Origin of the sequence: Streptomyces sp. NPDC051776, from assembly GCF_040681345.1 — a bacterium.
Lineage (GTDB): Bacteria > Actinomycetota > Actinomycetes > Streptomycetales > Streptomycetaceae > Streptomyces.
This window is the reverse complement of sequence record NZ_JBFAYQ010000007.1, coordinates 117,162-140,287: the sequence shown is the minus strand read 5'-3', so window position 1 is coordinate 140,287 and position 23,126 is coordinate 117,162. Positions and strand designations below refer to the sequence as shown.

Here is a 23,126-nt window from a genome sequence, read left to right as displayed (position 1 = left end):
CCTACTGCTACGGTCAGGGACGGACGAACCTGCGTCCGCGGAGCCGACGTGCCCGACCGGACGGTACGGCGGAAGGGAGCGCGGTGGGCGGAAGCGGCGCGGTACGGCCCATGCGGGCGTACATCGGCTCCTTCACCTCGGCCGGTGGTGACGGCATCACCACCGCGGCCGTCGACCCCGGCTCCGGAGCCCTCACCCCACTGCACAGCGCTGGTGCCGTCCCCGACCCGTCCTTCCTCGCCGTCGCCCCGGGGGGCGACGTGCTCTACGCGGTGAGCGAGACCGAGAGCGGGGCGGTGGCGGCGTTCGGCCTCACCCGGGACGCGGAGCGACGGCCCGTGCCACGCGACACCGCTCCCGTGCGCGGCCGCGGGCCCACCCACCTGGCCGTGGCGGACGGGCATCTTCTCGTCGCCAACTACGGCTCCGGCAGCGTGACCACGCTTCCGCTCCGCGCCGACGGCACCTTCGACCGGGGCGGCCATGTCCTGCGGCACGAGGGCGAAGGGCCGCACCCCGAGCGCCAGGGCGCGCCGCACGCCCACGCCGTACTGCCCGACCCGACGGGCCGGTGGGTGCTCTCCGTCGACCTGGGAACGGACTCCGTCCGCATCTGTGTGCTCGACCCGGCAGCCGGGGCGCTGGCCCTGCATCACGAGGTGCATCTGGCACCCGGATCGGGTCCGCGGCACCTCGCCTTCCACCCGCGCGGTGACCGCGCGTACGTCATCAACGAGCTGACGCCGACCTTGACGACCTGCCGCTGGGACGGGGACGCGGGCGAGCTGGTGCCCGTGACGGAGACGGCCGTTCTGACGGAGACGGCCGTTCTGCCGGAGGCGGAGGGCGAAGCCACCCATCCCTCGGAGGTGGTGATCGCACCTGATGGCCGCTTTGCATGGACGGCGAACCGGGGGCACGACTCCATTACGGTCCTCGCCCTCGACCCGGCGGGGGACCGTCCGCACCGCGTCGGTCAGGTGCCCTGCGGGGGCCGCTGGCCGCGCCATCTGACCCTCGATCCCGCGGGCGGACGTCTCTACGCGGCGAACGAACGGTCCGGTGATGTCACCTGGTTCGACGTGGACCCGGTGACGGGGATGCCGCTGCGGGCAGGATCGGTGCCCGCCCCGGCGGCCTCCTGCGTCGTCTTCTGCTGATTCCCCGCGGCGCATCCGTCCGGTACGTGTCGCGCCCCGTGCCCGGACGTTCCCGGCCACGCGTCCTCCACCTGCTCAGGACGGTTCCCGGCCGCGATGGGTGGCGTCCGGCGGGAGCCACGGGCACGGCCACCCGTCCGCCGGACGCGCGAGGCGTCAGCGGATCGGCGAGGTGCCCTGAAGCTGCGGGTGCGAGATACCGAGCGCGGTCGCGTACTTCCCGAGGACCAGCCGCCCGATGGTCGGGTAGGCGCCGAGCGGCTCGGCCGACGCGCAACCCGCCTCGTCCGCCGCCGCCTTGAGGAGCCCCTGCGCGACCTCCGGGCCGACCAGGTACGGCGCGAGCGCGAGCTGCCCGGAGCCGGAGTTCCGGAGCTGCTCGGCCGTGTTGGCGATGGCGCCGTCGACGTCGAGGGCGGCGGCCAGGACCGGCACGGCGAGCCGCGCGGCCAGCAGCATGCCGGTGATCCCGGCGGCCTGCACGGCCTCGTCGCCGCCGACCGTGGCGAGGATGATGCCGTCCGCGGCAGTGGCCACGGTGAACAGGCGGGCCCGGTCGGCGCGTGCGAGACCCGCCTCGGACAGACGGACGTGCAGTGCCTCCGCCAGCAGCGGGTGCGGACCGAGGACATCGGTCAGCTCCGCCGCGGTACGGCTGTCCATCACAGCCTGGCGTATCCGGCGCATCAGGGCGCTGTCCGGGCCGGCGAGCAGCGGGACGACCACGGCCACCGGACCGTCGAGGTCCGGCATCTGCGGTGCCTCCGCAGCCTCCTCCTCGGACAGCTGCTCACGTATCAGGGCGATGCGCTGCGCACGCTCGGAGCGCTCGGTCGCGGCCTTGCTCAGCACCGTTTCCAGCGACGGGAACTCCTCGTCCTTCCCGTCCACATAGCCGATACGGGCGTCGAGGCCGGGCAGTTCGGAGCGCGCGATGCTCAGGACCTCCTCGGCCTGGCTGCGCGTCTCGGAACTGGGGGTTCCGGGCACGGCAAGGACGAGCGCGGGCGCACCCTCGGGAGCCGCCAGCGGCTCAGGTCTGCGGTGTCGCCCAGACTGGCGGGGACGCGGCATTCGTACGGGCAGGCCGGATGCAGGCCCTGTGGGGTGGCTCATGGCGCCGCATGCTAATGCCTTTGGGGTCGGATGCGTTCGGGGAGGGGGAAGCTGTGCGGCATCCGTCCCGAAATTTCCGCTGGAACAACAGTTGAATGGGGAATCATCATGCGGTCGAGTGGCGGGGCCGCTCCGGATCGTCGCCCGCCGCGTGCTGCGCGGGACGCCACCCATGTGCAGTCAACTGTTCGCTATGCGGTGGATTCAGGTGATTCGGGCTCCGGCATGGCGGGGAGGTGCAGCAGCCTCGGATCGGCCGGCAGAAGCAACGCGCCCGTCGCCAGGGCGCCGGCGATGCGCAGGGCGCCGTCCAGCGGATCACCCGCGGCCGGGACCAGTCGCGCGTACGGCAGATGACGGGCGAGCGCGTCGCGTACGGGACCGAGCAACGGCTCGCCCATCCCGAAGAGCCCACCGGTGAGTGCCACGTCGAACGGTGCGTCACCGCCGTCGTCCAGCGGCCGGGGGCGGACCGCGGCCGCCGTCTCCGCGATGCAGTGGGCCGCCTCCCGCAGGATGCCCGCGGCGACGGGGTCCTCCGCGGCGCAGCGGCCGACCTCCGGCGCGAACGAGGCCAGTACGGCGGCCCGGTCGGTCCGCGGATACAGCAGCCCCGGCAGCTCGGGCGCAGGCCCGAAGACCTCCTCCAGTCCGGTCAGCAGCGCGGGTGACCCCCGATGACGGCCGTCGAAGGCGCGCAGCGCCGCCTCCAGCCCGGCTCGGCCGATCCAGGCGCCGCCGCCGCAGTCGCCGAGGAGGTGGCCCCAGCCGTCGGCCCGTCGCCAGGTGCCCGGCCGGTCCGGTGTGCCGAGCGTCGCGCCGAGCGCGATGAGGCCGGTGCCCGCGGCCACCACGGCGCCCGGCCGCTGGCCCAGCGCACCGGCGTACGCGGTCACGGCATCGGCCGCGAGCGCCAGCCGCCGAACCCCGAGGGCGGCGGCCAGGGCGCCGGGCAGAGTGGCGCGCAGATCGTCTCCGAGGGTGGCCATACCGGCCGCGCCGACGGCGACGGCGGCAATCCGACCTTCGGATGCGCTGCCCGTCAACTCCCGTGCGGCGGGCAGCAATTGCGACAGCAGATGGCGGGCGTCGATGCCGGAGGGGCCGGAGCGCACCGGCTCGCGTGTCACCACGGTCCCGACGGGTCGCGGGTCGGCCGCGCGGGCAAGGGCGATCCGCAGACCCGAACCTCCGGAGTCGACTCCCAGCACCCATCCGGACGCGTGGGCGGCGCCCGAGGTCATCGGGACCGCCCCGCCCGGGACGAACGTCGGTCGAGACCGGAACCCTTGCGGGACGAGTCGAGACCGGAACTGTTCCGGGACGAACAAGAGCCAGGGACAGGAGCGTTGGGGTCGGGGCCTCCCGCGCGAGGGTCGGCGTCCGCCGTGCTCACGGCAGTCGCCATTCCACCGGCCGGGCTCCCTGCCGGACGAGCAGATCGTTGGCGCGGCTGAAGGGCCGTGAACCGAAGAAGCCGCGGTCGGCGGACATGGGGGAGGGGTGCGAGGACTCCACCACCGGAAGATCGCGCAGCATGGGACGGAGGTTACGGGCGTCGCGCCCCCAGAGGATCGACACCAGGGGCCTGCCGCGTGCCGCGAGCGCCCGGATGGCCTGCTCGGTGACCTCCTCCCAGCCCTTGCCGCGGTGCGCCGCGGGCCTGCGCGGGGCCGTGGTCAGCGCCCTGTTGAGCAGCAGGATGCCCTGCTTCGTCCACGGCGTCAGATCGCCGGTCGAGGGCCGGGGCAGTCCGAGGTCGGTGTGCATCTCCCGGAAGATGTTCTCCAGGCTGCCGGGCAGCGGGCGGACGTCCGGGGCCACCGAGAAGCTGAGCCCCACGGCATGGCCGGGTGTGGGGTACGGATCCTGGCCGACGATCAGCACGCGGACGTCGTCGAACGGCTGCTGGAATGCGCGCAGCACGTTCGCTCCTGCGGGCAGATAGGTCCGCCCCGCCGAGATCTCGGCACGCAGGAAGTCGCCCATCGCGGCGACCCGTTCGGCAACCGGCTCCAGGGCCTTGGCCCATCCCGGCTCGACGATTTCGTTCAACGGTCGTGCAGCAGCCACGGGGCGCCACTCTACTGGCTCGGACGACCGCCCCCTCACGTGACGTCATCGGGCCAGTTCCGGCCGGACCTCGTACGGATCGGGCCACGGCTCCGCAGAGTCCGGCGCCAACCCCGTACAGTGCGCTCCTTCACCCGCACCCGCACCCGCACCCGCGCCCGGAGCCGCATCCGCACCCGCGCCCGGAGCCGGACCCGCACCCGCGCCCGGACCCGCACCCGCGCCCGGAGCCGGACTCCGCCGTCGACCGCAGCAATCGGCCCGTCAGGCCGTCACCGCGGCCCGGACGCACAGCACATCCGGAAGGTGCGAGGCGATCATCTGCCAGCTGTCGCCGTCGTCCGCGCTGGCGAAGACCTCACCGTTGCGATTGCCGAAGTACACCCCGGCCGGGTCCCCGTCGTCCGTGCACAGGGCGTCCCGCAGCACCGTGCCGTAGTGCGCGCCCTCGGGGAGGCCGGTGCCGAGCTTCTGCCAGGTCGCACCCGCGTCCTCCGTGCGGTAGACGCGGCACTCCCGCCCTGCGGGCACGCGGTCCGCGTCGGCGTTGAGCGGAAAGACGTACGCCACGCCGCCACGGCTCGGGTGGGCCGCGACGGGGAACCCGAAGTCGGACGGCAGCCCTTCGCCGATGGACGTCCAGGTGGCTCCCGCGTCATCGCTGCGGTAGACGCCCCAGTGGTTCTGCAGATACAGGCGGTCCGGATCCGCCGCGTCCTGCGCGATCTTGTGCACGCACTGCCCGAACTCAGGGTTGGGGTCGGGCAGGAAGACCGCTTGGACGCCGGAGTTGGACGGGGCCCAGCTCGCCCCGCCGTCGGGTGAGCGGTAGACGCCGCCGGTGGAGACGGCGACGGTCACCGCGTCCGCGTCCCGCGGGTCCGTGACGACGGTGTGCACCGCGAGTCCGCCGCCGCCCGGCACCCAGTGTTCACGCGTCGGATGGTCCCACAGCGACCGCACGAGCTCGAAGGTCTCCCCGCCGTCCTCGGAGCGGAACAGCGCGCCCGGCTCCGTCCCCGCGTAGACCACGCCGGGCGCGGCGGGTCCCGCCGGGTGCAGTTGCCAGACGCGCTCGAGCGAGGCTCCGGTCTCCTTGGGGAACTTCACCGCCGGCTGCAGCGGTTCCTTCCAGGTCCGCCCGAGGTCGTCGGAGTGGAACACCGAGGGCCCCCAGTGGTTGTTCGTCCCTCCGGCGAGCAGGCGCGGCGCCGTCCCGCGGGTGTCGATGCCGACGGAGTAGACCTCCTCGGCGTTGAAGTGCGGACCGTCGAACTCCCAGCTCCCGCCGTGCCGTCTGCCGAGGAACAGCCCTTTGCGTGTGCCCACCGCGAGTAGTACGTCGTTCACTTCCGGCCACCTCCGGGACGCCGTTGTCTCCTGTTCCGGGCCAGTCTGCACCCGGCCACTGACAACGGCGCCCCAACGTGCCGTCCCGTCCGCCGCGCGGAGTGCTCGGCCGTAACGCTGGAGGGCGGGGCGGGCGGAGCCCGTCTCAGGCGGCGCGGTGGTACTGCCGCGGGCTGCCTACCTTGCCGTCGAGTTCCCGCGCCGCATGCCGGGCGAAATACGGATTGCGCAGCAGCTCACGGCCCAGCAGGACGGCGTCGGCCCGGCCCTCGTCGAGGATCCTCTCGGCCTGACGCGGATCCGTGATCTCACCGACGGCCGCGGTCGGAAGGCCTGACTTCGCCTTGACGGCCTCGGCGAACGGGACCTGGTAGCCGGGCCCGGTGGGGATCCGCACGCGCGGCGCATTGCCGCCGCTGGAGACGTCCAGCAGGTCGACGCCGTGGGCGCGCAGATCCTCGGCGAAGCGCACCGTGTCCTCCGCCGTCCAGCCCGTACGGTCGTCGTCCGCGTCCTCCGTCAGCCAGTCGGTGGCAGAGATGCGGAAGAAGACCGGCAGCTCGTCCGGCCACACGGCGCGCACCGCGTCAACGACCTCCAGCGCGAAGCGCGTCCGGTTCTCGTAGGACCCGCCGTACGCGTCGGTGCGGTGGTTGGAGTACGGGGAGAGGAACTCCCCGATCAGGTAGCCGTGGGCGCCGTGCACCTCCACGACCTCGAACCCGGCCGCGAGCGCCCTGCGGGCGGCGTCCGCGAACTGCCCGACGACCTCCCGGATCTGCTCGGTGGTCAGCTCGTCCGGCACCGGGTGCCCCTCCGCGAAGGGCAGCGGGCTCGGGGCGACGGGCTGCCAGCCGCGGGCCTCCGGCCCCACAGGAGCACCGCCGAGCCAGGGCCTGTCGGTCGACGCCTTGCGTCCGGCATGGGCGAGCTGGATGCCGGGCACGGTGCCCTGCTCCTTGAGGAAGGCGGTGATGCGGCGGAAACCCTGTGCCTGGGTGTCGTTCCAGATCCCCAGGTCGGCCGGGCTGATGCGGCCCTCGGGGCTCACGGCCGTCGCTTCGAGGAGGATCAGGCCGGTGCCCCCGGCGGCACGCGAGGTGTAGTGCGAGAAGTGCCAGTCGTTCGGAACGCCGGTGCCCGGTCCGCAGTCCTCGGCGGAGTACTGGCACATCGGGGCCATCCAGATCCGGTTGGGGAAGGTCAGCGACCGCAGGGTGAAGGGCTCGAAGAGGACGCTCACGGCAGGCTCCGTTTCGCATGGGGTGGCCGGGCTGGATTCGTACGATAGGCATCGTAGTACGGCGGATGTCAAACTACGATGGTTCTCGTACCATGGCCGTCCCGAGGAAGACGAGGAGCCGCCGCCATGACCGGGACCGTCACCACGCCGGGCCGGACGCTCGACCACCCGGCGCGGGAGGACATCCGCCTGGAGGCCGTGCTGCACGCGCTGTCCGACCCCATGCGCCTGTGCATCGTCCGTACGCTCGCGGGCGGGAGGGACCCGATGTCCTGTTCCGTCTTCGATCTTCCCGTCACCAAGTCGACGTCCACGCACCACTTCCGCGTGCTGCGCGAGAGTGGTGTGATCAGTCAGGCCTATCAGGGCACGGCCAAAATGAACGGGCTGCGCCGGGACGACCTCGACGCGCTCTTCCCCGGTCTGCTGGACAGCGTCCTCGACGCCGCGGCACGTCAGGGCGACCGGCTCGGTACGCATTAGTGCCGCCCCCGCCGAGGCCGGCCTCAGCCGTCGTCGGCACTCCGACGGGCCGGCCGCGTGCCTGTCAGCCGCCCGCGCCCGCCGCCTCCTGCCCCGTCCCGGAGATGCTCGTGCCGGTGCCGGGGACGTTCGTACCGGTCCCGGACCGCACCGCGCTCTTCGCGTGAACCGCCGTGCTCGCGCCGTTCGACGTGCCCGCCGAGGCCGCGGCCAGCAACCCCGCCCAATCCGGGATCTTCACCATCGGACGGCCGAGCGATCTGCCCAGCGCCGCCTCCGCCGCCTCGATGCCCTGCCACCCCGGCCACTCGACCGGCGCCTGGCCGAGTCTTCGCAGCTCTTCCACCGGGTCGCCCGGGACACGGCGGGCCGCGAGCGACCCCGCGTCCGCCAGCACCGATGCCGCGGTCTGCTTCGCGCACGGACGGTTGGTGCCGATGACCCCTGTCGGGCCACGCTTGATCCACCCGGCTACGTACTCCCCGGGCGAGGGTGCGCCGTCTCGCACGACGCGCCCTTCCTCGTGCGGGACCGTCCCGCTCTCCGCGTCGAAGGGAAGCCCCGGCAGCGGAACGCCCCGGTAGCCGACGGAACGCAGCACCGTTCCGGCGGCGATCTCCTCATAGTTGCCGGTCCCGGCGACCCCTCCGTGGCCGTCCGGCAGCGTCCGCTCGAACCGTACGCCCGCCACGCGTTCGCCGTCCGGGCCTGCGAGCACGGCCACCGGGCGCAGGAAGAACCGGAGATGGATGCGGCGGCCCGCGCCACGGGGCGGCTCCGCCGCCCAGCTCCGCAGCACCTCGACATTGCGCCTGTTGACCGCGGGCAGCCCCGACGGGTCGGCGAACGCAGGATCCAGTGCCAGCTCCTCCGGACGCACCACCACCTCGGCGCCGGTCAGGGCTCCGAGTTCGCGCAGCTCCTTCGTCGTGAACTTCGCCTGGGAGGGCCCGCGGCGGCCCACCATGTACACGTCCTCGATCGCGCTGCCCGCAAGGGCACCGAGCGGGCCCTGCGGCATGTCGGTGGGCGCCAGTTCGTCCACGGACCGGGCGAGGATCCGGGTGACGTCCACCGCCACGTTCCCCACACCGATGACGACCGCCGCGGGTCCGTCGAGCGGGAACCGGTGGGTCGCGGCGTCGGGGTGGGCGCTGTACCAGGCGACGAAGTCGGTGGCCGAAAAGCTGCCCCAGAGAGTCTCACCCGGGACGCCCAGGTGCCGGTCGGTCGCCGCGCCCACGCAGTAGACCACCGCGTGGTACAGCTCGTGCAGCTCCTCCGCGCCCAGTCCACCCTCGCCGATGTGCACATTGCCGAGGAAGGACACATCGGGGTGGTCCAGGACGGTGCGCAGGTTGTTCTGCAGCGACTTGATCTTCTCGTGGTCGGGCGCGACGCCGTACCTCACCAGGCCGTACGGGCAGGGCAGCCGGTCCAGCACATGCACGCGCACGTCCGGCACGGCCTGCTGCTCGACGAGGGACTGCGCGGTGTAGACCCCGCTCGGGCCTGAACCTACGACGGCGACACGAAGCACGGCGGGCTCCTTCCCGCAGGGTGATTCCAGCATCGCACCGGGGCGGTCCCGGCGGGAGGTGCCCTGCCGCCACGTCCCTAGGCCATTCCCCGCATGCGGTTGATCTCACTCGTCTGCTGCGCGATGACGTCGTTCGCCATCTCCTCGACGAGGATGTTGTTGCCCTCGGAGAGCAGGTCGGTGGCCATGGTGACCGCACCCTGGTGGTGGGTGATCATCAGCTTCAGGAAGAGTGCGTCGAAGCCGGCGCCCCGCGCCGCGCGCAACCGGTCGAGCTCCTTCTCCGAGGCCATCCCCGGCATCGTGGCGTGGCCCCAGTGCTCGTCCGCGCCGCCGTGCCCCGCGTGCTCGTCCGAGCCCTCGTGCCCCGCGTGCTCGTCCGTGCCCTCGTGCCCCGCGTGCTCGTCCTTCCCGTCGTGCTGGGCGAGCCAGCCCTGCATGGCCTTGACCTCGGGCCCCTGCGCCGCCGATATGCGCTCCGCGAGCCGCTTCACCCGCTGCGATTTCGCCCGGTCCTCCACCAGGGCGGTCATCGTCAGCGCCTGCCGGTGGTGCTCGATCATCCGCTGCGCATACGAGAAATCGGCCGAGTTGGGGGTGTCGTCGCCGACGGCCTTCTCCGCCTTCCGCGCGGACAGGGTCTCCGCCGCCTCACCCGGCTCGCCGGGGGCCACCACCGAGGGCCGCTCGGCCTTCGCGCCGTCGTCCCCGCCGCCCGACTCGCAGCCGCCGAGGGCCAGTACGGCGGCAGCGACGGTCGCCGCGGCGGTCAGGAACCGGACTTGCGAACTCGTACGACGATGGATCACTGCGACCTCCTGAGAAGAAGTGCGGATCGGCCGGGAGTTGTCCGAGCACGTCAGCGACTATCGCTGATCTCTTTCGCTTTTTACATGTTCATTGACACCTGTTGTTGTGTACATGAGAGCAGCGATACTGCCGGGGACCGAGAACCGTTCACCACCGAACGGACACTAGGGAGGACGCAGATGTCGTTGCACACCACCCGCGTGCGGCGCAGACGTCTCGGCGTGGCGGCGGCCGCCTTCGGCCTGATCGCCTCGTTCCTTGCCGCTGCACCAGCGGTCGCGACCCCCGACCCGGGGGACGCACCCACCACACGAGAGCGCGTGAGCAAGAGCGAGGCCGCGGATACGAGATCGGCCATCAAGGCCGGTGACATACCCCCCGTGGACGCGGTCGTCCACAGCGACAACGTTTCCCACTTGGCCAACATCCCCAAGGACGCGCTCCCCGGGACCAATTCGGACCTGGCCTTCCAGGGCAAGTACGCCTTCGCCGGCAACTACGACGGCTTCCGGATCTTCGACGTCAGCAACCCCAAGTCGCCGAAAACCGTGAGCCAGGTTCTGTGCCCGGGGTCGCAGAACGACGTCACGGTCTCCGGCGACCTGCTGTTCCTCTCCACCGACTCCTCGCGCAGCGACAACTCCTGCAGCAGTACCACGCAGCCCGCGACCGAGAAGTCCTCCTGGGAGGGCATGAAGATCTTCGACATCAGCGACAAGCGGAACCCCGAGTACGTCGCCGCTGTCGAGACCGCCTGCGGTTCGCACACCCACACCCTGGTTCCCGAGCGCCGCAACGTCTACATCTACGTGTCCTCGTACTCGCCGAGCGAGACTTTCCCCGACTGCAAACCGCCGCACGACGGCATCTCGGTCATCAAGGTGCCGCGGAATGCGCCCGAGAAGTCGGCCGTCGTGAACTTCCCCGTGCTCTTCCCGGACGGCGGCAACCCCGGCGGGCCCACCAACCCGGGCGTCTCACAGACCACCGGGTGCCACGACATCACCACCTTCCCCAAGCTGAAGCTGGCGGCGGGTGCCTGCATGGGGGACGGCATCCTGTTCGACATCTCCGAGCCGGAGCGGCCACGGGTGATCGACCAGGTGCAGGACAACGTCAACTTCGCCTTCTGGCACTCCGCGACCTTCAACGAACGCGGCAGCAAGGTCGTGTTCACCGATGAACTCGGTGGCGGCGGCGCGCCCACGTGCAATGAGGCGACCGGGCCGAACCGCGGTGCCGACGGCATCTACGACATCACTGGCAAGGGCGACCACCGCAAACTCGTCTTCCGCAGCTACTACAAGATCCCGCGCCACCAGGCCGACACCGAGAACTGCGTCGCCCACAACGGCTCGCTGATCCCGGTGAAGGGCCGCGACATCATGGTCCAGGCGTGGTACCAGGGCGGCGTTTCCATCTGGGAGTTCACCGACTCGAAGCGGCCGAAGGAGATCGGCTACTTCGAGCGTGGTCCGATCTCCACGGACACGCTCATCGGCGGCGGATCGTGGTCGGCGTACTACTACAACGGCTACATCTACTCGAACGACATCGCCAAGGGCTTCGACGTCCTCCGGATCGACGACCGGCGGACGGATCCGGCCAAGTGGATCCGGCTGAAGGAGCTCAACGTCCAGACCCAGCCCGACTACCTCTGACAGTGATGATGTGCTGGTGACGCGGCGGCGGGCCTGACCCGACCTCTGACTGACGTTTCGACTGTCCTGTTTGGGATTTGTCGGCCCGCTGCGGCGTCACCACGCACGTGGCCGGACACCCGGCATCGCGGTCACGCTCTCCGCCGCGGTCACCGACTCCCAACGCGGTGACCGCGGCGGAACGCCGACCGGTCCGGAACCGGGACCGCTCAGGTACCGGTGACCGCCCCGGCGCCGCCGGTCGGTTCGGCGGTGCGCACCGGCTCCACCGCACGTACCGTCAGCCCGCCGGGCGGCTCCTCGCCCGGCGGGCTGCCCAGTTCCCAGGCCAGCCCGTACCGCTGGAACAGCTCCGCGCGCAGCCGGGCCAGGGGCATCGGCGCACCCGGTATGAGGAGGGCGAAAACCGCGCCCATGAGCAGGGCGCGCAGCATCGTGTAGTCGGCGGCGGGATCGGCCGAGCCGTAGCGCTCGACGGTGTCCCGGAGCATCCCGGCGAGGCGCTGCTGCTCCGGGCACTGGACGAACCCGCCCTCCGCGAGAATGCCCGCCATATGAGTGCGCATCAGGACGGGCCGCTCTGCCGCGACACCGAGGAGGGTGTCGATGGCGCGCGCCAGCCGTTCGCGCCCGTCGTCGGCGCGCGGCTCGCGCTCCAGCGCGGCCTCCAGCTGCAGATGCATGAGCCGGTGGACGGCCGACTGCAGGAGCTGGTGCTTCCCGGGGAAGTAGTACGAGACCAGCCCGCGGGCGGCGCCCGCGCGATCGGCGATGTCGGCGAGCGTCGTCGCCTGATACCCGCGTTCCCCGACGAGGTCGACCGTGGCCTGCAGCAGCCGTTCTCGGGAACGCCGGCGCAACTCCTCATTGACCGCTGCGCTCCGCGGGGACATCCTGTATCTCCTGCGTTGACTGGCTACGAGCCAATATACTCAGCGTGGCTTCGGAACCCCCGCTGTTCGCAGGGGCTTTCGGAGCGTCCGCCGTCTCGGGCGACGCGGGGGATCGCCCGAGACGGCGACTTCCGTCCGGACATCGTTGTCAGACTCGGGCACCGCCCTCCCTCACTGCCCCCCACGGACCCGTTCCAGTACGGGCCGCAGCGCCGCGGGCCGGCGGCCCACCGGCAGATGCTCCACCAAGTGCACCGCGCAGCCCAGTTCGGTCGCGCCGCCGTCCGCGCGCCGGTCGTCCCCGACCATCAGTACGTCCTCGGGCGCCGCCCCGATCGTCTCGCAGGCCACCCGGAACAGCCGCGGATCCGGCTTCTGCACCCCGTGCTCGTACGACAGGACGTACGCGTCCACGAGCGCATCGAGGCCATGTGCCCGGAAGACCGGTCGCAGATCCCAGCCGATGTTGCTGACCACCGCGATGCGCACATCGAGGTCCCACAGCGTCTTCAGCACCTCCGCAGCGTCCGGGTAGGGCGACCACGCGGCGGGTTCCATGTGCCGGTCGTACAGCGGTCCGTGCAGTTCCGGCCAGGGGATGCCCGCCTCGCGCGCCAGCCCCGAGTACGCCGCGCGATGGTTCGCGGCGCTGCTGTCCCGTACGGCCCACGCCGAGGCCAGATGGCCCGGCACCACCCGGGGCGAGGCGCCGCCCGGCAGGGCCCCGGCCCGCTCAAGTCGTCCGGCCCAGTGGAGAAGTTGATCCTCCTCGACGGTGATAGCGGCGCGGTCGAGCACGGTCCGCAGCCAGACATCGGTCGGTTCGACGCGGAAGAGCGTCCCGGAGAAGTCGAACAGCACGCCTGTGATCGCCATGCCTGTAGGTCCTTTCCGCGTCCCGTCCGGGGCGCGTCGTCTACGGCGCTTCCGGCCGGTCCGGAGGCGTATCGCTCGCGGCGTCCGCCGGGTCTCCTCCGGCGTCCGCCGGACTTCGCCAGGAACCCGCAGGGGCCCACCATGTGGAGGCGGCAGCCGTCAGCGCGGCCAGTGCGACCCCGAAAAGCCATCCCCCGAGCACGTCCGAGAACCAGTGAACACCGAGATACAGCCGGGTGAACCCGGCAGCTGCGACCGAGACCGCGGCGAGGGCGGTCGCGGCCCACCGCCACCATGCCCGCGCGCCGGCGCGCAGCGTCAGCCACCACAGCAGCGAACAGCCGAAGGCCGCCGTCATGGCGTGCCCCGACGGGAATGCCGAGAAGTGCGCCGTGGCCACGGGGTCCGTCCAGTACGGGCGTTCGCGACCGACCCCCACTTTGAGTCCCTGCTGCAGGGCGGAGACGGAAGCGGTTGCGATCAGCACGCACAGAGCTGTCACGCGGTCGCCTCGCCACAGGAACCAGAGCGCCGTGGCCACGAGCAGGGCACGTACCGTCCACGGATCCCACACCCAGTCCGTCAGGATGCGGTTGGCGCGCGTCCAGCCGGGATGGCCGACCGCCGAGCGGTGCAGGACGTCCGCGACGGTGCGGTCCCAGGAGAGCAAGGGCGCCCAGTCGGCCACGACCAGCGCCAGGACGAGCGTGCCCAGCAGGCCGGTGATCCCGGAGGCCCAGAGACAGGCGGCGGGACGACGAGGCGGTGGCGCATCCATGCGGAGATCTTCGCGGACACCGGGGGCGAACCGCCAACCGCGGACACCGGGGGCGTACCGCGCGCAAGGGGGTGCTTGCCGCCGACCGCGGACGGCCGGGGCGTAACGCGGACGCTCACGGCCGGGGCGAACCGCCTTAGGCACGTACGCGCACGCCCCGTACGGTCAGCGCAGCACGCCGAGGGCGGGGACCAGTGTGACCAGGAGTGGCACCACGGGAACGAACGCCGCCGCGGCGGTCAGCCGCAGCCTCCGTGCCGGAGTGAGGCGGGGAGTTGCGGCCAGCAGCCGGTCGACGCGGCGCGGGAGCTCCGCGTGCGGCGTGGGGCAGGGGCCGAACACCCCGCGGTCCCCGTTGAGTTGAATCAGCGCCAGGGCGATCGTCAGCCGACCGAACTGGCGCGAGGCGACATCGTCGGCGGCCAGTTCCACGAGCCGGTGCATCTCGCCACGGAACCCGGCGAACACCGGCACTTGGGGAAAGCCTTTCGCCAGCGCCGAGGAGCAGTACAACAGCCAGTCGTGGCGCGCCCGCGCGTGCCCCCGCTCGTGGGCGAGGACGGCATCGAGCTGGCGGCGGTTCAGCCGTCGCAGAGCCGCGGTGGTGATGACCAGCCGGGGCGCCGTGCCGGGCATCCACCAGGCGCCGGGCCGCTCTCCTTCGAGGACCACGAGGCGGTCACCGGCCTCGACCTCTCCGGGGAGCCGCGGGGAGCGTACGAGGAGTTCCCTGCGCTGCCGCTTGCGCTGTGCACGTGCCGTGCGCACCTCATGGGTGAGCATCGCCGCCGTCCATGCTCCGCCGCCGGCGAGCACGGCGGCCACGGCGCCGGCCCACGGGCCGTACCCCTGCAGGGCGTAGGCCTCGACCACGCCGCTCGGTGCCGGCGCGAACACATGCCCCCGTACGGCCTCCCAGGCCGCGGCCGCGCTGAGCACCATCGCGAGTGCGCAGCAGAGCAGCACCGCCGCGACGACGCACTGCCACACCCACAGCGCCAGCACGGGTTCGCGGTCCGGCCACTCGGCGCGCGCCAGGAGGCGCGGACCGACGGCCGCGGCGAGCCCGCCGAGAGCGAGCAGCGCGAGCGGGAGCAACATGCCCGCCAGCCTACGAGCGGGGGCTACCGGCAGGTATGGGAACGACGGCGGAAGTGACGGACACCACGGCATGCCTGCGGCGGGGCCTGGGCCTGGGCGCGGGCGCGGGCGCGGGGCTGCGGATGCGGATGCGGATGCGGGTGCGGGTGCGGGCGGCCTCCGGGCCGCTTCGTGCGGGTGCCCCGATGGTGTGCGCACAGCCGCTCACACGGCCAGGAGCATCGCGAACATCCCCATGCCCATCGACACCCGGCACGCGGTGGCCAGCCCGGGGTGGTGCGTCCAGCTCTCGCCCGGTGAGGACGGGCGCCCCGGGGCGCCGGGGCACGAGGCACCGGGGCACGAGGCACCGGGGGAAGGGACGCCGAGGGACGTACCGGTGCCGCCGGTCGCCGCCGGCGGCACGATGGCGATGCCCGTGCGCAGCACGTACACCGCGAAGTAGACGAGCAGTGCTGCCGTCAACAAGGCCGTACCCGCGGCCGGTTGGACTGGGGCATGAGCGCCGTCGCCGGCATGAGCTGCAGCACCCGAGTGCCACGGGGCGAGCGCCATGTGGACCATCGCCAGGGCGCCTACGACGTGGTGGAGGTGATGACGGCCCCGCCGGGCGAGCAGCAGGGCGTGCAGGGCCGCGGCTATGAACACGGCGGCGAGCACCAGGTGGTACCACGGCTGGGGGTCGCGCACCGCGGTCGGGACGGCCATCGCGGCCATGCCGATCCCCATCAGCGCCTCGCCCCCCGCCCCGTGACGCTGTCCGGGCTCGCCACCGCGCATCCGCAGCAGGCACAGCACCCCGGTCGCACCGCACAGAATGACCAACAACCAGCCGACCAGCGGCGGTCCGTGCACAGCGCACCTCCCCGTACGCGACGAGACCGCCCGGAACATGCCCAGGGGCGACGCCGCGCACGGGAGCGCAAAGGAGCACGGGAGGGGGCGCGCCGGTTCGGGGTGCCGCGCACGGCCCCGACGAACCGCCCCCGCGCGCCGCCGGATCGGTCAGGGCCGGTACCGCAGGGGGTGGTCGTCGGGGACCTCGACGACCGCGATGCGCACCCCGTCGGGGTCAGCGATCCACATCTCGATCAGCCCCCACGGCTCCCTGACCGGCGGCCGCAGGATCTCCACGCCGTGCGCCGCCAGTTCCTCGTGGGCCGCAGTCGCGTCCGCGACCTGCAGCCACAGCTGGAGCCCCGGCGCGGGCGGCTGCTCGGACCGTCCGGAGACCTCGAGGTGGCCCCCGCCGAGGAAGTACACCGTGCCGCGCTCGGGTCCTGTCCCGAACTCGCGGAACACCGCGAGCCCAAGCGCCTTTCCGTAGAAGGCCCGCGACCGCTCCGGGTCCGTCGGCCGCAGCAGGATCCGGCTGCTCAGTACATGCACCATGGACGGGACCCTACGCAGAAGGGCTCGACGCCGAGCCCCGCGACAGGCTTGTTAGCCTCGGGTCCACCACGCGCTGCCCGGGCAGCCGTACGAGCAGCCGTACGAGAGGAGCCGTTCGCCGATGGACGCCGCCCCGCCCCGCCCCACCGTCCCGCCCGCCGCCCCTTCGGCCCGATCGGCCCGTTCGGGTGCGGGTCCGGTCCCGACCTTCCGGTACGGCACCGAAGCGGATGTACCGGACCTCGTGGCGCTCATCGAGTCGGCCTATCGCGGTGATGCCAGCCGCGTCGGATGGACGACGGAGGCCGACCTCCTCGACGGCCGGAGGACGGACCCCGAGGGGGTCGGGGCCGTGGTCGGTGGCCCGGACAGCCGCATGCTGGTCGTCGAGCGGGACGGTGAACTCGTCGCCTGCTGCCAGCTCGAACGCCGCGGCGCCCACGCCTACTTCGGGATGTTCGCGGTGCGGCCCGAGCTCCAGGGCGCGGGACTGGGGAAGGTGATCCTGGCGGAAGCGGAGCGCGCCGTACGGGACGGCTGGGGTGCACGCGAGATGCACATGACGGTGCTCTCCGCGCGCGAGGACCTCATCGCCTGGTACGTGCGGCGGGGCTACCGCCGTACGGGACGGATGAACCCGTTCCCGTACGGCGACGAGCGCTTCGGGGTGCCGCGCCGCGACGACCTGGAGTTCGAGCTGCTGGTCAAGGAGTTGGCTCAAGGCCCTGCGCCCCGCCGGCCCGGGCCATCGACGACCGGTCCCGCCGCAACGGGCTCCACGACCCCGTGCCCCGACCGGGACGCCTCCGCGCCCCGTCCGCCTACGCGGTGAAGCGGCTGGTGCGCTTGATCTCCGGGTAGTCGGTGGTCGCGCCGTCCAGTCCCAGGGCGCGGACCAGCCGCAGATGATCCTGGGTGTTGACCACCCAGCCCACGATGTGCAGGCCGGCGGCGCGGGCACGCTCGACGGTCTCCAGGGTCAGCCGCCGGATGTTCAGCACCAGGGTCTCCGCTCCCACGGCGACCGCACGGTCGACCACATCCGTGCCGTAGCGGCTGGCGACCAGGGCGGTGCGCACGCCCGGTACGAGCCGGGTGATCTCGGCCAGCGCGGCGTCGTGGAACGAGAGGACCTCGACCCGGTCCACGAGGTCGCGGCGGTGCATGATCTCCGCGAGCGCCTGCGCGGCGGCGACGTCCTTGATCTCCGCCTGCAGCGGGGCCTTCACCGCGTCGAGGACCTCCTCGAACACCGGGATGCGCTCGCCGTCGCCGGCGTCCAGCTCCCGCAGTTCCGCCAGCGTGAAATCGCAGACCTGGCCGGAGCCGTCCGTCGTGCGGTCCACCTCGGCGTCGTGCATGACGACGAGGGCGCCGTCCTTGCTGAGGTGGAGGTCCAGCTCGATGACGTCCATGCCCTCGCGATCCGCGCGCACGAATGACCGGAGGGTGTTCTCCGGCTCTACGCCCATCACGCCACGGTGTCCGATGGTGAGGAATGTCAAGGATGTCTCCGTTCGGGCGGGGTCGACCGGCGGTGCCGCAGCCTAATGGCTCACACCGATTTGTGACCCGTGCCGCGCCAGAATCCTTCGTACGGGAAAAACGCCCGCGAGGGAGGGGTCCGGCAGGATAATTTTCGGTACCCCCGGTTGTACGGGATATCCTCGTAGCTATACCGTGTCTTGACGCTAGGTTCTCCCGTGGAAGGTGGGCTATGACGGAAATTCTTGTGCAGGACCGCAAGGGCGGTGAGGGCGCCGACGTACAGCGCGTGATCGACCACCCTGCCTGGCCTGTTCTCAAGGATGCCGTGGAGCGGATCAGGGCCTGGCAGTCCAAGGACGGTTCGATCGACTTCGCCGCTGAGGGCGCCCCGGACCAGTCCACGGTCGAGACCGCGCTCGATCGCGCCATATCGGCGATCGGGCAGCTTTCCCCGTTGCTCCCGCACGACGGGGACTACCACCGCGCGCTCGTGGCCGACCTGTGCCGCTGGGCCGAGGCGGGCTTCACCGTGCCCGACTTCCTCGACTCCCTGCTCGCGTTCCACCCCGCGCGGCACCGTGCCCACGGGCTCCAGCACCTCGTCGTCTTCCCGATGTACACCCAGAACGGCAACCCCGACCGCAACCTCGAGGCCGTCGTCCTGCGCGTCGTCTGGCCCGACTGGCTGGCCGAGCTGGAACGCACCCGCTTCGACAACCCGATGTTCCTCGGCATCACCTTCGAGGACTTCACCGGCGGCTACGACACTCACTCCGCCGTGCTCTTCCCCGAGACCATCGCCGTCCGGGAGGCCCCCGAGCGCTTCACCTGGGGCGCCATCTTCTGCGACCGCGAGGCCGCACGCTTCCGCCGGGTCACCGAGGCCGCGGTGGACATCCTGAAGCTCGACCTCCCCGAGGACATCCGGGAGATGGTCGGTGACCAGGAGCGCTGCCAGCAGGCGTTCGTGCTCTGGGACATGGTCCACGACCGCACCCACAGCCACGGCGACCTGCCGTTCGACCCCTTTATGATCAAGCAGCGCCAGCCGTTCTGGATGTACGGCCTGGAGGAGCTGCGCTGCGACCTCACCGCCTTCAAGGAGGCCGTGAAGCTGGAGGCGGAAGGTTTCACCCAGGCCCGTGACGTGCAGTACGCGGTGATCTTCGACCGCTTGTTCCGCTTCCCCGTCAGCGGCGCCCGCGTGCGCAACTACGACGGTCTCGGCGGCCAGCTCCTCTTCGCCTACCTGCACAAGCACGACGTGGTCCGCTGGACGGACAACACCCTGCACATCGACTGGGAGCGCGCCCCGCAGGTCACCAACGAACTGTGCGCGGAGATCGAGACGCTGTACCGCGACGGCATCGACCGCCCCAAGCTGGTCCACTGGTTCGCCGCCTACGACCTGGTCTCGACCTACCTCTCCCCGCACCCCGGCTCCACCTGGGCCAAGGGACCCGACGCGCTCGACCTGACGCTTCCGCCCCGCAAGCTCGTCGACGACGTGCTTCCGGACGAGTTTCCGCTGAGCATGTTCTACGAGGCGCTTGCGAAGAAGCTCAAAGGCGTGATCGCCTCCACCAAGGGCATCACTGCTCACAGTGACCAGCGGATGGCGGCGTGACCGAGGCGCGAGAGGCGGAAGGCATGACGAGCAAGAGCAAGGGGTCCCTCGACGGATCGGTGGTCGCGGTGGCCGGCGCGGCGGGGCCCGCCGGGCGAGCGGCGCTGATGCGCCTCGCCGAGCACGGTGCGACCGTCGTCGCCTGTGACGCGGACCCTGCGCGGCTGGTGGAGGCCGTGGACGCGGCCCGCTATGCCCACGGCGGCGCCACCGTCACCGGCGAGACCGTGGACCTACTCGACCCCGAGGCGACCCGCGCCTGGGCCGACCGCACCGAGAAGGAGTTCGGCCGGATCGACGGCCTGGTCCACCTGGTGGGTGGCTGGCGCGGCTCCAAGACGTTCGCGGACGCCCCGCTCGCCGACTGGGACCACCTGCACAACCTGCTCATCAGGACCGTTCAGCACACCTCGCTGGCCTTCCACGACGCGCTGGGGCGCAGCGGCCGCGGGCGCTACGTCCTGATCAGCGCGGCCGGCGCCAGCAAGCCCACCGCGGGCAATGCCGCGTACGCGGCGGCGAAGGCCGCGGCCGAGGCCTGGACGCTCGCGCTCGCCGACGCCTTCAAGAAGGAGGGGGGCGAAAGCGGCCCGCAGGCCGCTGCTGCGATCCTGGTGGTGAAGGCGCTGGTGCACGACGCGATGCGCGCCGAGCGCCCCAACGCGAAGTTCGCGGGCTTCACCGACGTGAGCGACCTGGCCGAGGCCATCGTCGGCGTCTGGGAGCGGCCCGCCGAGGAAGTGAACGGACACCGCCTGTGGCTGACCCCGCAACCGTGACCACCGACGCCAAGCGGCGCCACGATCCCGAGCTGCGCGGGTTCGCAAGCGACAACTACGCGGGTGCGCACCCCGAGATCCTGGAGGCGCTCGCGCGGGCGAACGGTGGGCACCAGGTCGCGTACGGCGAGGACCAGTACACCGAGCATCTGCAGCGCGTCATACGCAGCCACTTCGGCCCGACCGCCGAGGCCTTTCCGGTGTTCAACGGCACGGGCGCCAATGTCGTCGCCCTCCAGTCGGTCACCGATCGCTGGGGTGCCGTGATCTGTTCCGCCACCGCCCATGTCCATACCGACGAGTGCGGGGCCCCCGAGCGCGTCGGCGGCCTCAAGCTGCTGCCCGTACCGACTCCGGACGGCAAGCTCACGCCCGAGCTGATCGACCGGGAGGCTTTCGGCTGGGAGGACGAGCACCGCGCCATGCCGCAGGTCGTCTCGATCACCCAGAGCACCGAGTTGGGCACCGTCTACACCACGGACGAGATCAGGGCGATCTGCGAACACGCCCACCAGCGCGGCATGCTGGTCCATCTCGACGGGGCCCGGCTGGCCAACGCGTCGGCGTCGCTGGACCGCCCGATGCGCGCCTTCACCAATGCGGCGGGCGTGGACATCGTGTCCCTCGGCGGCACGAAGAACGGCATGCTGTTCGGCGAGGCTGTGGTGGTCATCAACCCTGAAGCCGCCCGGGCGATGAAACATGTGCGCAAGCTGTCCATGCAGTTGCCGTCCAAGATGCGCTTCGTCTCGGTGCAGTTGGAGGCGCTGCTCGCCGGCGACCTCTGGCTCCGCAACGCCCGCCACGCCAACGCCATGGCCCGCCGTCTCGCCCAGGCGGTGAGCGATGTCGAGGGCGTCGAGATCGTGTATCCCGTCCAGTCCAACGCGGTCTTCGCCAAGCTGCCGCACGACGTCTCCGAACGCCTTCAGCAGCGCTACCGCTTCTACTTCTGGGACGAGGCGGCAGGGCTGGTCCGCTGGATGTGCGCCTTCGACACCACGGAGGACGACGTGGACTCCTTCGCCAAGGCCCTGACGGAGGAGATGGGCGGAACACAGCCCTGATCGGGTACGGGTGTGCGTCAGCGGCGCCCGTCCCGTCACCCTCGGGGGAGAGGACACCGACAGCATCCAGGGCGGTGTGCGCCTCGTACGGGCCGTGGGCGGCGAGCCGTTCAACATGGCGGCGGGGGGTGAGCCGGCCGTCGGGCAACCCGCCCCGGAGGGATCGTCCAGCGCGACGACCAGGGCGTCCCCTGCCGCCGCTGGAACTGGCGCCAGGGGACCAGGACGCGCCTCACCGAGGAGCCGGTCAACGCCGCCTTCCAGCTGGCGAGGACGGAGCCGATGACGCCCGGCGAACTCCGTGCCGCGGCGGCCGAACTCGTCGAGTCGCTCGCCGAGGCCTGCCCGGGCGCGCCGACCGAGATCCACAGCGTCCCGTAGCCGCGGCCGGGCAAGGGCGGGGCGTCAGCGCCGGTCCAGGTGCGCGGCCTCCGCCGGAGTCGGGGCCGTGCCGCCGAGGTGCGCCGGGATCCACCAGGTGTCGTCCGGGCCCTTGGGCCGTACGGGATAGGCGCGCTGGCAGGCCTCCAGCAACTCCTCGACCCTGTGGCGCAACCGCTCGGAGACACTGACCGCCGTCTCGGACGGGCCCGCGGTGATGGGCTCCCCCACGCGCATCGTGATGGGAATGTGGTTCCGGCCGAGGTTACGGGGCCGACCCTTGGTCCACAGCCGCTGCGTGCCCCACAGCGCCATCGGCAGCAGCGGAACGCCCGCCTCCTGTGCCATCCGGGCCGCACCCGACTTGAAGTTCTTCAAGGTGAAGGACGGCGAGATGGTCGCCTCCGGGAACACCCCCACGACCTCGCCCGCCCGCAGCGCCTTCACCGCATGCGCGTACGCGTGCTCGCCCTGCGCCCGGTCCACCGGAATGTGCTTCATCGCCCGCATCAGCGGACCGGAGACCCGGTGCCGGAAAACCGACTCCTTCGCCATGAAGCGCACCAGGCGTTTGGCGGGCAGGGCCGTCAGACCGCAGAAGACGAAGTCCAGGTACCCGATGTGGTTGCTCACCAGAACCGCCCCGCCCCGCCGCGGGACGTTCTCGATGCCCTTGATGTCGAAGCGCAGGTCGAGCGCCTTGAACATCGTGCGGGCGAGGCCGATGACCGGCGGATAGACGAGTTCTGCCATGTGGGGGACCCTTCTGCGCGGCCCGGGGAGGGTTCTCCCGGCGAAGTTACGCGGCCGTAGGTCGCCGCATGCGCCGATCGTGCCCCATCGTCCGGTCCCGGGCCAGCCCCGCAGCCGCGCCCGCGCGGGAGATCCTCGTCACGTCGAGCGCCCCGGCGTGCACGGCCCGTGGCCGGCTGACGCTCGCTCAGCTCGAGGCGCGGCGCAGCGAAGGGCACATCTCGCACCCCAGGCGGTAGCCGTGGACGGCGTTGCGGAAGGCGGCCGCGAGTGGGCACGCCGTGGCCGCATGCCGGCCACTGCCGGCCCGCGCCGTATCCGATCAGCGCGAGAGCGGTTCCTCGAAGGCCAGTGCCTGCCACTCCAGCAGCCAGTTTCGGCGGTGCCGAGCGCGGCGGCTTGACCGCGGTCGTCAGTGCCGCGCCGAACCTCGACCCCCGTACGCCGATCTCCCCGGCCTGGCCTGCTTCGGTATGCGAACTCATGCCCGGCAGGCCGGGGCAAAGGTGGTCCGGAGCGGCGGGAATTCTTGCAGTCCGGTGAACGCTGAGGATG

At 71.8% G+C, this 23,126-nt stretch carries 21 protein-coding genes and 1 pseudogene; 7 read left to right on the top strand and 15 right to left on the bottom strand.

Features of this window, described 5'->3' with window-relative positions:
* Positions 1–83: 83 nt before the first annotated feature.
* Positions 84–1,160 carry a lactonase family protein gene (locus tag AB0M26_RS08740; protein ID WP_365256731.1) on the top strand — a complete coding sequence of 359 codons (1,077 nt, stop codon included), beginning with the start codon at positions 84–86 and terminating at the stop codon, positions 1,158–1,160.
* Positions 1,161–1,316: 156 nt separating this feature from the next.
* On the opposite strand, the gene AB0M26_RS08735 is transcribed toward AB0M26_RS08740, so the two are convergent.
* The 5 genes from AB0M26_RS08735 to AB0M26_RS08715 form a co-directional block, all read right to left on the bottom strand.
* Complete coding sequence (locus AB0M26_RS08735) at positions 1,317–2,276, bottom strand: hypothetical protein (RefSeq protein WP_365256728.1); 960 nt, start codon at positions 2,274–2,276, stop codon at positions 1,317–1,319.
* Between the two features lie 191 nt (positions 2,277–2,467).
* Positions 2,468–3,520, bottom strand: coding sequence for a BadF/BadG/BcrA/BcrD ATPase family protein (locus tag AB0M26_RS08730; protein ID WP_365256725.1), 1,053 nt, complete (start codon positions 3,518–3,520; stop codon positions 2,468–2,470).
* Between the two features lie 148 nt (positions 3,521–3,668).
* A complete protein-coding gene (locus AB0M26_RS08725) occupies positions 3,669–4,349 on the bottom strand; it encodes a uracil-DNA glycosylase (RefSeq protein WP_365256722.1) in 681 nt (226 codons plus the stop codon).
* Between the two features lie 264 nt (positions 4,350–4,613).
* A complete protein-coding gene (locus AB0M26_RS08720; RefSeq protein ID WP_365256721.1) occupies positions 4,614–5,699 on the bottom strand; it encodes an exo-alpha-sialidase in 1,086 nt (361 codons plus the stop codon).
* Positions 5,700–5,844: 145 nt separating this feature from the next.
* Entirely contained in the window at positions 5,845–6,942 is a 1,098-nt protein-coding gene (locus tag AB0M26_RS08715) for an NADH:flavin oxidoreductase/NADH oxidase (RefSeq protein ID WP_365256718.1), read from the bottom strand.
* A gap of 126 nt (positions 6,943–7,068) precedes the next feature.
* On the opposite strand from AB0M26_RS08715, the gene AB0M26_RS08710 reads away from it, so the two are divergent.
* Positions 7,069–7,425: a helix-turn-helix transcriptional regulator gene (locus AB0M26_RS08710; RefSeq protein WP_365256715.1), complete on the top strand. Its 357-nt coding sequence runs from the start codon at positions 7,069–7,071 to the stop codon at positions 7,423–7,425.
* Between the two features lie 64 nt (positions 7,426–7,489).
* Here AB0M26_RS08710 and AB0M26_RS08705 read toward each other — a convergent pair whose 3' ends face one another.
* On the bottom strand, positions 7,490–8,998 hold the full coding sequence (locus AB0M26_RS08705) for an FAD-dependent oxidoreductase (RefSeq protein WP_365256712.1): 1,509 nt from the start codon (positions 8,996–8,998) through the stop codon (positions 7,490–7,492).
* Positions 8,999–9,042: 44 nt separating this feature from the next.
* On the bottom strand, positions 9,043–9,774 hold the full coding sequence (locus tag AB0M26_RS08700) for a DUF305 domain-containing protein (RefSeq protein WP_365256709.1): 732 nt from the start codon (positions 9,772–9,774) through the stop codon (positions 9,043–9,045).
* A 180-nt stretch (positions 9,775–9,954) separates the two neighbouring features.
* On the opposite strand from AB0M26_RS08700, the gene AB0M26_RS08695 reads away from it, so the two are divergent.
* Complete coding sequence (locus AB0M26_RS08695) at positions 9,955–11,436, top strand: hypothetical protein (protein WP_365256706.1); 1,482 nt, start codon at positions 9,955–9,957, stop codon at positions 11,434–11,436.
* Positions 11,437–11,645: 209 nt separating this feature from the next.
* Here AB0M26_RS08695 and AB0M26_RS08690 read toward each other — a convergent pair whose 3' ends face one another.
* From AB0M26_RS08690 to AB0M26_RS08665, 6 genes are all read right to left on the bottom strand, one after another.
* Positions 11,646–12,329 carry a TetR family transcriptional regulator gene (locus AB0M26_RS08690; RefSeq protein WP_365256703.1) on the bottom strand — a complete coding sequence of 228 codons (684 nt, stop codon included), beginning with the start codon at positions 12,327–12,329 and terminating at the stop codon, positions 11,646–11,648.
* Between the two features lie 171 nt (positions 12,330–12,500).
* Complete coding sequence (locus AB0M26_RS08685) at positions 12,501–13,205, bottom strand: HAD-IA family hydrolase (protein ID WP_365256700.1); 705 nt, start codon at positions 13,203–13,205, stop codon at positions 12,501–12,503.
* Between the two features lie 40 nt (positions 13,206–13,245).
* Positions 13,246–13,983 carry a phosphatase PAP2 family protein gene (locus AB0M26_RS08680; protein ID WP_365256697.1) on the bottom strand — a complete coding sequence of 246 codons (738 nt, stop codon included), beginning with the start codon at positions 13,981–13,983 and terminating at the stop codon, positions 13,246–13,248.
* Between the two features lie 165 nt (positions 13,984–14,148).
* Positions 14,149–15,084, bottom strand: coding sequence for a M56 family metallopeptidase (locus AB0M26_RS08675; protein ID WP_365256694.1), 936 nt, complete (start codon positions 15,082–15,084; stop codon positions 14,149–14,151).
* Positions 15,085–15,288: 204 nt separating this feature from the next.
* Positions 15,289–15,939: a DUF5134 domain-containing protein gene (locus AB0M26_RS08670; RefSeq protein ID WP_365256691.1), complete on the bottom strand. Its 651-nt coding sequence runs from the start codon at positions 15,937–15,939 to the stop codon at positions 15,289–15,291.
* A gap of 150 nt (positions 15,940–16,089) precedes the next feature.
* Entirely contained in the window at positions 16,090–16,476 is a 387-nt protein-coding gene (locus tag AB0M26_RS08665; protein WP_365256688.1) for a VOC family protein, read from the bottom strand.
* 244 nt (positions 16,477–16,720) lie between these two features.
* On the opposite strand from AB0M26_RS08665, the pseudogene AB0M26_RS08660 reads away from it, so the two are divergent.
* Positions 16,721–17,194, top strand: a pseudogene (locus tag AB0M26_RS08660) (GNAT family N-acetyltransferase); the annotation flags it as partial.
* A 103-nt stretch (positions 17,195–17,297) separates the two neighbouring features.
* Here AB0M26_RS08660 and AB0M26_RS08655 read toward each other — a convergent pair.
* Positions 17,298–17,981 carry a glycerophosphodiester phosphodiesterase family protein gene (locus tag AB0M26_RS08655; protein ID WP_365256686.1) on the bottom strand — a complete coding sequence of 228 codons (684 nt, stop codon included), beginning with the start codon at positions 17,979–17,981 and terminating at the stop codon, positions 17,298–17,300.
* Between the two features lie 212 nt (positions 17,982–18,193).
* Between AB0M26_RS08655 and AB0M26_RS08650 the strand changes: the two genes are divergently transcribed.
* From AB0M26_RS08650 to AB0M26_RS08640, 3 genes are read left to right on the top strand one after another with little or no spacing between them, the layout of a single operon-like run.
* Entirely contained in the window at positions 18,194–19,591 is a 1,398-nt protein-coding gene (locus tag AB0M26_RS08650; protein WP_365256683.1) for a DUF6421 family protein, read from the top strand.
* 23 nt (positions 19,592–19,614) lie between these two features.
* Complete coding sequence (locus AB0M26_RS08645; RefSeq protein WP_365256680.1) at positions 19,615–20,370, top strand: SDR family NAD(P)-dependent oxidoreductase; 756 nt, start codon at positions 19,615–19,617, stop codon at positions 20,368–20,370.
* Entirely contained in the window at positions 20,349–21,437 is a 1,089-nt protein-coding gene (locus AB0M26_RS08640; protein WP_365256677.1) for a low specificity L-threonine aldolase, read from the top strand. The genes AB0M26_RS08645 and AB0M26_RS08640 overlap by 22 nt, the downstream gene beginning before the upstream one ends.
* A 405-nt stretch (positions 21,438–21,842) precedes the next feature.
* Here AB0M26_RS08640 and AB0M26_RS08635 read toward each other — a convergent pair whose 3' ends face one another.
* Entirely contained in the window at positions 21,843–22,571 is a 729-nt protein-coding gene (locus AB0M26_RS08635; protein ID WP_365256674.1) for a lysophospholipid acyltransferase family protein, read from the bottom strand.
* Between the last annotated feature and the right edge of the window lie 555 nt (positions 22,572–23,126).